Source organism: Loigolactobacillus zhaoyuanensis, assembly GCF_003946385.1.
GTDB lineage: Bacteria > Bacillota > Bacilli > Lactobacillales > Lactobacillaceae > Loigolactobacillus > Loigolactobacillus zhaoyuanensis.
Genome location: NZ_RHOE01000027.1, coordinates 1 through 10334, shown reverse-complemented (window position 1 = coordinate 10334; position 10334 = coordinate 1). Strand labels below are relative to the sequence as shown.

At 43.6% G+C, this 10334-nt stretch carries 9 protein-coding genes and 1 riboswitch; all 9 genes read left to right on the top strand.

Translation table 11 applies throughout. From position 1 onward, the window contains the following. Window position 1: 1 nt before the first annotated feature. The 9 genes from EKM76_RS07090 to purB all read left to right on the top strand — a co-directional run bounded on the left by EKM76_RS07090 (window position 2) and on the right by purB (window position 10122). Window positions 2-916: a prenyltransferase gene (locus EKM76_RS07090; protein WP_125549994.1), complete on the top strand. Its 915-nt coding sequence runs from the start codon at window positions 2-4 to the stop codon at window positions 914-916. Window positions 917-1071: 155 nt separating this feature from the next. Further along, the gene (serC, locus tag EKM76_RS07085; RefSeq protein ID WP_125549993.1) at window positions 1072-2148 is read left to right on the top strand and encodes a 3-phosphoserine/phosphohydroxythreonine transaminase; all 1077 of its coding nucleotides are present in this window, start codon (window positions 1072-1074) and stop codon (window positions 2146-2148) included. Further along, window positions 2148-3341, top strand: coding sequence for a phosphoglycerate dehydrogenase (locus EKM76_RS07080; protein WP_125549992.1), 1194 nt, complete (start codon window positions 2148-2150; stop codon window positions 3339-3341). Before serC ends, EKM76_RS07080 begins: the two co-directional genes overlap by 1 nt. A 76-nt stretch (window positions 3342-3417) precedes the next feature. Further along, window positions 3418-4380 carry an aromatic acid exporter family protein gene (locus EKM76_RS07075; protein ID WP_125549991.1) on the top strand — a complete coding sequence of 321 codons (963 nt, stop codon included), beginning with the start codon at window positions 3418-3420 and terminating at the stop codon, window positions 4378-4380. A gap of 152 nt (window positions 4381-4532) precedes the next feature. After that, window positions 4533-5168: a glycoside hydrolase family 73 protein gene (locus EKM76_RS07070; RefSeq protein ID WP_125549990.1), complete on the top strand. Its 636-nt coding sequence runs from the start codon at window positions 4533-4535 to the stop codon at window positions 5166-5168. 207 nt (window positions 5169-5375) lie between these two features. Continuing rightward, a riboswitch (purine riboswitch) is annotated at window positions 5376-5474 on the top strand. Window positions 5475-5573: 99 nt separating this feature from the next. Beyond that, complete coding sequence (locus EKM76_RS07065) at window positions 5574-6170, top strand: xanthine phosphoribosyltransferase (RefSeq protein WP_125549989.1); 597 nt, start codon at window positions 5574-5576, stop codon at window positions 6168-6170. Then, on the top strand, window positions 6160-7488 hold the full coding sequence (locus EKM76_RS07060) for a nucleobase:cation symporter-2 family protein (protein WP_125549988.1): 1329 nt from the start codon (window positions 6160-6162) through the stop codon (window positions 7486-7488). The genes EKM76_RS07065 and EKM76_RS07060 overlap by 11 nt, the downstream gene beginning before the upstream one ends. Window positions 7489-7587: 99 nt before the next feature. Further along, complete coding sequence (locus tag EKM76_RS07055; RefSeq protein ID WP_125549987.1) at window positions 7588-8721, top strand: 5-(carboxyamino)imidazole ribonucleotide synthase; 1134 nt, start codon at window positions 7588-7590, stop codon at window positions 8719-8721. Between the two features lie 102 nt (window positions 8722-8823). Further along, window positions 8824-10122: an adenylosuccinate lyase gene (gene purB, locus EKM76_RS07050; RefSeq protein WP_125549986.1), complete on the top strand. Its 1299-nt coding sequence runs from the start codon at window positions 8824-8826 to the stop codon at window positions 10120-10122. The last annotated feature ends 212 nt before the right edge of the window (window positions 10123-10334 follow it).

Sequence of the window (10334 nt, the reverse complement as noted above, 5' to 3'; positions counted from 1 at the left end):
CGTGTCTTTGTCAGTCTTTTTAGAATTAGTCGAGATTAAAGCGAAAACGGCCAGTGTTTTTCCGTTTTTGTTAGGTACTTTTTTTGCTTGGTATCATTATCGCCAGTTACACCCAGTTTATTTGTTGATATTCTTTGTGGCGATGTTAATGTTCAATATGGCGGTCGACGCCAACGATAATTATCAGGACTATCATCGGGCGACCCATAATCAAGCGCTGGCTTTCCGCGAGAAAACAAATATCATTGGGGTGCATCATTTAAATCCTAGTCGGATCGGTTGGCTGATTTTCTGGTTGATCGTTGTTTCAGCAGCGCTAGGATTGTTTATTGTTAGCCGGACTGGCTGGCCGTTATTGTGGTTGGGGTTATTCAGCTACGCGGTTGGCTATCTTTACGCTGGGGGGCCACGGCCAATTTCCAGCACACCATTTGGTGAATTTTTTTCCGGTATCACCATGGGCTTCGTCATTTTCTTGATCAGTGTCTATATCAATGCGTTTGACGTTGTGCCGTTTAATTGGGCTTTTGTGTGGCCGGTACTATTGTCCTCTGGTTTAGCGGTTTGCAGTATTTCTAATCTGTTATTGGCGAACAATATTGCTGATGACCAAGAGGACCGCGAGTTAGGTCGGACGACGATCGTTTATTATATCGGTAAGGCTGCTGCTCTGAAAATGTTTGTGGCGCTTTATGTCGTAGGCTTTGTTTGCTTATTAGCGGCAGTGTTATTAGGCTATTTGCCGAAATTAACGCTGCTTACATTTTTGACCGTGCCAATCGTTTGGCGTAATACCCGCGGCTTTTTAGCCCAACAGATCAAAAAAGTGACCTTCCCGTTAGCAATTAAAAATTTATTTTTGATCACCTTGGCCCAAGTTGTTTTCTTCGGCTTAGGCGTATTAATTCAATGGTAAGCAAAAATGACGCCGTAAGTTGGCGCCATTTTTTTGTACCGTAATTTTTATTCAAGCTATTTTTTATTCAGTCAAATATGCTACAATGAGAATTACATTATTTTATTAAGATGAAATGAGAAAAAGATAAGTATTTAAGAGGAGGAACCACAGATATGCAGCAAGTGTATAATTTTGCGGCGGGGCCAGCAGTATTGCCCCAGTCGGTATTGAAGCAAGTTCAGGCCGAGTTTTTGTCCTATCACGGTAGTGGTATGAGTATTACCGAGATCAGTCATCGCTCCTCCTTGTTTCAAGAACTTTATCACGATGCTGAACAGACTTTACGTCAATTAATGGCATTACCGGATAATTATCGGATCCTATTTTTGCAAGGTGGCGCCAGTTTACAATTTTACATGTTGCCACTCAATTTAGCTGTTAAGCGCCGTGTTGCCTATGTTGACACTGGACATTGGTCACAAAAAGCGGTGACGGAAGCGCAGAAATTACCCGGCATGCAGGTCGATGTTGTCGCCAGCTCTAAAGATAGTGGCTACACAACGATTCCGTCAATACCAACCTTGACTAAAGACTACGATTATCTGCATATTACGACTAATAATACGATCGAAGGAACGGCTTTTAACACGTTACCCGCTACTAAAAGTCCATTGATCGCCGACATGTCATCAAATATTTTGGCGCAAAACTATCCTTTTGAGAAGTTTGGCTTGATTTATGCTGGTGCGCAAAAGAACATTGGCCCAGCTGGGTTAACAGTTGTGATCGTTCGTGACGACTTACTCGGCCAAGTTGCTGGGTTACCAACAATGTTGGATTATACCTTGCAGGCTAAGAAAGATTCTGCTTATAACACGCCACCAGTTTTTGATATTTATACGGCAGGCTTAGTTTTTCATTGGTTACAGGATCTTGGTGGAATCGCTGGAATTGAAAAAATCAATCGCGCTAAGGCTGGAATTTTGTACGATTTTTTGGCGCAATCAAAATTATTCCGCTCACCAGTAGCCCCAGCAGCACGATCATTGACTAATGTGCCATTTGTGACCGGTGATCCAGAGCTTGATGCGAAGTTTATCGCCGCAGCAGATGCAGCTGGATTCAAAAACCTAAAGGGCCATCGCTTGGTTGGCGGTATGCGCGCTAGTTTGTATAACGCTTTACCGATCGATGCAGTTACCACATTGGTTGATTTTATGGAAAAATTTGAAAAGGGAGCGGGTAAATAATGTATCAGATCACGGCTTCGACAACGGTTGCTCCAGCTGGAGTAGCGCTTTTTGACCAAGATGAGTATCAAGTGAATTACGGGGAACGACCAACGCCACAGGCAGACGGCTTATTGATTCGTAGCGTTGATCTAAATCAAACGCCTTTGCCAGAAAAATTGTTGACCATCGGCCGCGCCGGGGTCGGCGTTAATAATATTCCATTGGATCAAGCCGTCGAACAAGGTGTGGTCGTCTTTAACGCACCTGGTGCTAATGCTAACGGCGTTAAGGAATTAGTTTTAGCCGCACTGGCGATTGGCGCACGGCCCATGCTGCCAGGGGCTCAATGGGTTCATGGTTTGAAAGGCAACGACATTGATGTCCAAGTGGAGAAAGGTAAAAAAGCCTATGTTGGTACTGAATTGTTGGGCAAACAATTAGGCGTGATCGGCTTAGGTCATGTTGGTGGCTTAGTCGCTAATAGTGCGTCGTCAACTGCCTTTGGGATGCACGTCATCGGTTATGATCCTTACATTCAAGTCGATACGGCCTGGAACCTGTCACACCATATCCATCACGCTAAAAACGTGGCCGAAGTGTTGCGCAACAGTGATTATGTAACGATCCATGTGCCGCTGACTGATGAAACAGCAGAAATGCTGGACGCCAAAGCAATTGCACAAATGAAACCTGGTAGTGTGTTATTGAATTTTGCTCGCGATGATGTGGTTGATGAGGCGGCAATCGTTGCTGCCTTAGACCGCGGTCAATTACGCCAATACATTACAGATTTTGCAACGGCTAAATTGATCCATCATCCTAAGGTGATCTGTTTTCCACATATCGGTGGCTCTACCCACGCAGCTGAAACCAATAGTGCCAAAATGGTGGTCCAAACAATGAAAAATTATTTAACCACTGGAAACATTCGGAATTCTGTGACTTTCCCAGACACCGCAATGGATTTCCAAGCACCGCTACGGTTAACGTTGATCCATCGTAACGTACCTAACATGGTTGGCCGGATGACTGAGGTTTTAGCCAATTACGATTTAAACATCGTTAATATGGTCAATCGCAGCAATGGTGACTATGCGTACACGATGATCGATCTCGATGCGTTGGAAGCCAAACGTTTGCAACGCATCGCTAATAAAATGGAACAAATTGAAAATGTGATCCGTGTACGCGTGATCGCACAACCTAAATAATTTTGACGGGACGAGGGCCGCACTAGTTGCCCTTCGTCCCGTTTTTAGGTTATATTTATGTTAATGGGGTGAGCAAATGAAAATCGGTTTACGAACGATCAAAACCGCGTTAGGCGCAGTCATTGCAATGGTATTAGCTTATGAGTTACGGCTTGATTATTGGGCTACTGCTGGGATCATCACAATTCTTAGTGTGCAGAATACGACCCGCTACTCATTTAGCGTTGCCGGTTTACGGATCGGTGCCACGATTTTATCGTTTGCCTTGGCTATTTTCAGCTTTTGGCTGTTAGGCTTCAATCCTTGGGCATTTGGGCTGTTCTTACTGCTGTTTATTCCACTAGCAATGCAATTACACTTGCAAGAAGGCATCGTCGTCAGTGCGGTTTTAGTGACGCATTTCTTACTACAAAAAAGTTATAGCTGGCATTGGTTAAGCAACGAATTTACCTTAATGCTGATCGGTGTTGGCGTCGCCTTAATTTTTAATCTATTTATGCCATCGTTAATGGCCCAGATCAAAGGGTTCCAGCAAGCGGTTGAGGATGAATTACGCCAGATCCTACTGCAAATGGCGCAACAACTGGCTGAAACGCCAAAAGTTGAAACGTGGCAACATTTAGGCACATTATTAACAACAATCCGCAAAGGTCGCGAGTGGGCTAGTCGCCAGCAGGATAATCAGTTGTTGGTGGAAAATGACTTTTACCGGTCATACTTTGAGATGCGCCGCAATCAATACGAAATGTTGCGGCAAATGCAAGCTAACCTCGATCAGATCACTTTGTCGCTGAAGGAAAGTACGGCGATCCGTGAACTATTAGCGGAAACGGCCGCCCACATCGCACAACCGCAAAAAATTAAACATTTACAAAAAAGTGTGGCTAAGCTGCAAAATACGTTTGATCAAGCCCCGCTACCAACCAATCGTGCAGAATTTGAAAGTCGCGCGCATCTATATTTATTTTTATTGGATTTTGAGACGTTGCTGACTTTGGCTGGCGATTTTTATGAAAAAGTAGTTTTAACGGAAAAATAACCGTTAATGGCGTAGATTTTGTGTACAATAGAAGCAACGGAATGAAGTCAATGGTATTGCTACACTAAGCGGGAGCTGCAAATTAATTTGCTCAGTGTTTCAGCTAAGTTAGTACTTTTTTGGTACTCTCAGCATAAAAGGTAGGTGTTTGCGTGGCCAAGAAACGTAAAAAAGGTAATTTGGTTCAACAATTAGGGATTCCACAACTTATTCTGGCGGGGCTGATTCTTGCTTTTGTCGGTTTATTACTGGTGCGTTTGTTGGGTGAACAGCCGCGTGTGGCCGTTGATGATGCTGCCGCAGTCCAACAGGAAAGTACCCAGCGCGAACATCGTGCTTTTATTGAGGGACTAGCGCCGGTTGCGCAGCGGCTGCAACTAACTTATCATGTACTGCCTAGCGTGACGATTGCCCAAGCTATATTAGAATCTGATTGGGGAAATAGTCAGTTGGCGACACGCTACCATAACTTATTTGGGGTCAAAGGTTCGGATCCTAATACCACCCAGCTATTATCGACTAAAGAATACCAAAACGGTCAATGGATCGAAATTCACGCGCGTTTTCAGGTCTATACTAGTGATACTGCGGCATTAGAAGCACACGCAAAATTATTAGCCCAAGGGACCTCATGGAATCCGCAGCAGTATCAACATGTGATTGCCGCAACGGATTATAAAAGCGCCGCCGCTGCATTACAGCAGGACGGCTACGCAACTGATCCCACCTATGCACAAAAACTGATCAATGTGATCGAAACCTATAAATTAAATCAATATGATCAGTAAACGTTCGTCTTTTACAGCTAAAGTAGCTAAAAAATGAAAAAGCAGGAATTAAGCTAATTAAAGTTAAGAACTAATAGTTTGCTTATCACCTTTCAGGTTTAAGTCTAATTTTAGTATGTGCTTAAACCCAAATGAAATCTTCCTAACTTGTATTGTCATTCGGAATTAACTGTGCTAAAGTTAAAATAATTTCAATATGAGTGTGTACCCCACACTCCACGTACTGCTTATATAATGTCATAATTTGGTTGACGAGTATCTACCCAGAACCGTAAATTCTGGACTATAAGCAAAAAAGGTGGTCGTACCGCTTCTTTTGCCGTTTCTGCGTAAAAGGAGTTTTTTTGTAAGCAGCGTATCAGTAGTATCAATAAATTCATATCTTAATTTTGGAGGTTATTAATTATGAAGTTGCTCGAGGAGCGAATTCGGCGTGATGGTCAGGTATTAGAGGGCAATGTGTTGAAGGTGGATAATTTCTTGAATCACCAAGTTGACCCTGACTTAATGTTCGCTATGGGTGAGGAGTTCGCCCGTTTATTCCGTGATAACGGAATCACCAAAGTAGTAACGGTGGAATCATCAGGCATCGCACCAGCATTGTTGACTGGGTTGCAGTTACACGTTCCAGTGATTTTTGCCCGCAAGCATAAAAGTCTGACCTTGGTCAATGATCTTTACACGGCCACCGTTTATTCTTACACCAAAAAAGTGAGCAACGAGATCTCAATTTCACGCAAGTTTTTAGGCGCTGACGATAAGGTTTTGATCATCGATGATTTCTTGGCTAATGGTCAAGCTATTGCCGGATTGATCGAAGTTTGTGAACAAGCCCATGCGGAAATTGTCGGCGTCGGTATCGCGATCGAAAAAACGTTCCAACGTGGCCATGAACTGATCACTGAGAAAAATATTCGTTTAGAATCTTTGGCACAAATTGCGGCATTTGAAAATGGTCAAGTCGTTTTTGTTGATGATAAGGAGACTAAACATGCAGAATAAGTCAGCAGTCAGTGTTTCCCATCCAAAAGCGGCCGCACTGGGTTTGCAACATTTGCTGGCCATGTATTCTGGTTCCGTTCTGGTGCCATTACTGATCGGTGGCGCCTTACATTTTTCCGCCAGCCAAATGACGTACTTAGTATCGATCGATATTTTCATGTGTGGCTTGGCAACATTATTACAAATTTGGACTAACCGCTTTGTCGGTATCGGCTTGCCAGTGGTGCTGGGCTGTGCGGTGCAGGCAGTTGAACCATTGAAGATGATCGGTGAACGTTTCACGATTGGCACTATGTATGGTGCGATTATTGCTGCTGGTGCGTTTGTGTTCCTGGTCGCCGGCGCTTTTTCAAAAATTAAACGACTATTTCCGCCATTGGTGACCGGGACGTTGATCACCGTGATCGGGTTAACTTTAATTCCCGTGGCGTTCACCAACTTAGGTGGTGGTGATGCTTCAGCGAAGAATTTCGGTTCGCCAGATGCCTTAGCAGTCGGCTTTTTAACGGTATTAGTGATTCTGGCAGTTAATGTTTGGGGCGTCGGTTTTATTCGCCAAGTTGCCGTTTTGATCGGTTTGTTAGTGGGGACGATCGTAGCCGCCTTTATGGGCATGGTTTCCTTGCAACCGGTGATCGAGGCTAGCTGGCTCCATTTTCCACAACCTTTTTATTTTGGTGCCCCCCATTTTGAATGGTCGTCGATTTTGACCATGATTCTAGTGTCGTTGGTCTCAATGGTAGAATCTACCGGCGTTTTCTTCGCGTTAGGCGATATTACTAACCGTAAAATTGAGAGTAGCGACTTGAAAAAGGGTTACCGTGCTGAAGGTCTGGCGGTAATGCTAGGTGGTATTTTTAATACATTCCCATACACCACGTTCTCGCAAAACGTGGGCTTGGTTCAATTATCAGGTATCAAAACGCGGCGGCCAATTTTTTATTCTGCTGGCTTTCTGATTTTGCTAGGCTTATTACCTAAAGTTGGTGCGGTGGCAACAATTATTCCGACACCAGTATTAGGTGGGGCAATGTTAGTGATGTTCGGTATGGTGGCGATTCAAGGGATTCGGATGTTGCGCCACGTTGATTTCCATAATGATAAGAATGTACTGATCGCAGCCTTATCAATTGGCTTAGGGTTAGGCGTTAGTGTCGAACCAACTATTTTCCAACAATTACCAAAAACATTGCAATTATTATTAGGTAACGGGATCGTCATGGCCAGCTTATCGGCCGTATTATTGAACTTAATTTTAAAGCCACGCCAGCCAGAAACTGAACTAGATGAAGATGATGGGCTGAACGAAGGCGACTGATCCATCATTTTAATTTTGCTACTTTTTGACGGGTAAAGACTGCTTATGCTACGATGAAAGCATAGTTGATATGTGAGTAAATAAAGGTTGTGAAAAATTATGGCTGCAGTTATTTATCCAGAGAGTATGATCGGTATTATCGGTGGTGACGCTAATAGCAAATTACTGGCGTTAGCGGCTAAAAAGTTAGGCTTTCGTGTGGGTATTTTAACCGATACTTTAGATAGCCCGGCTGCTGGTGTCGCGGATGTCACCGAAATGGGCGATTTAAATTCAGTAACTAATTTACAAAAGTTAGCACAATTCTGCGATGCGCTAACGTATCAGTATGAGAATATTGATACCAGTGTGTTAGAACAATTAAACGCGGTCAATTTGCCGCAGGGCACCGATATTTTAGCCATCACACAGGATCGTCAGTTGGAAAAAGTTTTCTTTGAAAGTCACAATTTAAATATCGCACCATACGCAACGATCGTTGATCTTGATGATATTTATGATGCAGTGGCGTCAATTGGTTATCCCTGTGTTTTAAAACCGATCCAAAAGGGTTACGGTAAGCAATTTCAGCACATTATCTACGGTGAAGGTGATATTGCAGCTAGCGCAGAATATCTAACTTCCGGAACTTATATTTTGGAGTCATGGGTACCCTATGAAAGCGAACTGGCGATCATGGTTGCAAAGGACGCTGATCAAAAGCTAGCTTACATGCCAGTTGTCGAAAATATTTTTATTGATCATGAATTATTTGAAACCATTGTTCCAGCACGAATCAAGCCGCCAGTAATGGCAGAGGTCCAACGAATCGCTGAGTTGATCGTCAATTCGCTGGATTATGTTGGCGTTTTTGGTATTCAATTTTTCCTGACTGCTTCGGACACCTTGTACGTTAAGCGATTGGTGCCGGGACCACACACAGCGGGAAATATTTTCAATGAAGCCACTAATATTTCACAATATGAATTACATTTGCGGACGCTTTGTCACTGGCCATTACCTGAGATCAAGCTACTTAGTCCAGCGGTGTCGGTGACGATCCCGAAGCGCTTGATCACTGATACTTACACGCAGGTGTTGATCAAGCCGGACTGGCATTTTTATTACTACCTGGATAACGCACAGGAAGCTAATGATCGCGCGGGGCATGTCACGATTTTAACCAGTGACACGCGCCAAACTTTGGAACAAATCTACGATACAGAAATTTGGAATCAACCACCAAAAGAGTAATGTAACTGACTACTTTAGCGTAAACGTGCCAGAAAAGTAGCTCCGGGTTCATGATCTGAGCCCTTTTTGACACTCTCAAACTATGAAAAAGTGAGGCTTACTATGTTAGAACGTTATACACGCCCAGAAATGGGTCAAATTTGGACGGATCAAAATCGTTACCAAGCTTGGTTGGAAGTAGAAACATTAGCGGATGAAGCATGGGCTGAAATTGGTGAAGTGCCTAAGGAAGATGCAGCGAAGATTCGTCAAAATGCAACTTTTGACGTAGACCGAATCGCTGAATTGGAAAAGCAAACCAAGCATGACGTGGTGGCTTTTACGCGTGACGTTTCTGAAAGCCTTGGTGCAGAGAAGAAATGGGTCCACTATGGCTTAACCTCAACCGATGTGGTCGATACCGCGTTTGGTTATCTAATGAAGCAAGCTAATGATCTGATTCGCCAAGATATTCAAAGCATTATTGATGTTCTAGCAAAGCAAGCGAAGGCTTATAAATACACCGTTATGATGGGCCGCACACATGGCGTTCATGCTGAGCCGACTACTTTTGGCCTACGGATGGCGCAGTGGTATGCGGAAATGAAACGTAATCAAGAACGGTTTGAGCATGCAGCTAAAGGCGTCGAAGCTGGTAAAATTAGCGGCGCAGTGGGTACATTTGCTAATATTCCACCGTTTGTTGAGAAGTACGTTACTGAACATTTAGGTTTACGTGCGCAAGATATTTCGACACAAATTCTGCCTCGTGATCTCCATGCCGAATACGTCGCAACGATGGCCTTGATCGCAACGTCGGTTGAACGCTTTGCCACGGAGGTTCGTTCATTGCAACGGACTGAAATTCATGAAGTAGAAGAATTCTTCGCCGCTGGTCAAAAGGGTTCCTCAGCAATGCCACATAAGCGCAATCCAATCGGTTCTGAAAATGTAACTGGTTTAGCCCGCGTTATTCGTGGTCATATGATCACCGCTTACGAAGATGTGCCGTTATGGCATGATCGCGATATTTCCCACAGCTCAGCGGAACGGATCATCATTCCCGATACCACTAGCTTATTAGATTATATCCTGCAACGTTTCACCAAAATTATGGATACTTTAACGATTTTTCCAGAGAAGATGCGGCGTAATATGGACGTTACTTTCGGCTTGATCTACAGCCAACGAGTAATGTTGAAATTGATCGAGAGTGGTATGAGCCGTGAAACAGCATATGATTTAGTTCAACCGAAAACGGCGGTGGCGTGGGATGAACAAAAAGCATTCCGGCCACTGTTAGAAGCTGATCCCAAAATCACCAATGCATTAAGTAGCAGCGATTTAGACGCTGCATTTGATTATCACTGGCATTTACGCCACGTTGACGAAATTTTTGCCCGTGTGGGTTTAGACGAATAATTTTAAAAGGTGGTGTAAATTCAAATTGAATTTATATCGCCTTTTTGACTTTTATTAAGTGATCCCAAATTGCAAGAACAAATTAGCCACGCAATAAATCCCGGCAAGACAGTATTTTCATTGATATTCATATTTTAAAGATTCAATCTTTAGCCAGCGGCAGCGGAGAAAAGCTCTTTTGGGGTTTGGTAACCTGACTGCCGGCGTGGTAA

Coding starts and splice junctions, on each gene's coding strand:
- EKM76_RS07055 (WP_125549987.1), top strand. CDS start 7,588: ATGGCTGCAGTTATTTATCCAGAGAGTATGATCGGTATTATCGGTGGT.
- purB (WP_125549986.1), top strand. CDS start 8,824: ATGTTAGAACGTTATACACGCCCAGAAATGGGTCAAATTTGGACGGAT.
- EKM76_RS07060 (WP_125549988.1), top strand. CDS start 6,160: ATGCAGAATAAGTCAGCAGTCAGTGTTTCCCATCCAAAAGCGGCCGCA.
- EKM76_RS07080 (WP_125549992.1), top strand. CDS start 2,148: ATGTATCAGATCACGGCTTCGACAACGGTTGCTCCAGCTGGAGTAGCG.
- EKM76_RS07065 (WP_125549989.1), top strand. CDS start 5,574: ATGAAGTTGCTCGAGGAGCGAATTCGGCGTGATGGTCAGGTATTAGAG.
- serC (WP_125549993.1), top strand. CDS start 1,072: ATGCAGCAAGTGTATAATTTTGCGGCGGGGCCAGCAGTATTGCCCCAG.
- EKM76_RS07075 (WP_125549991.1), top strand. CDS start 3,418: ATGAAAATCGGTTTACGAACGATCAAAACCGCGTTAGGCGCAGTCATT.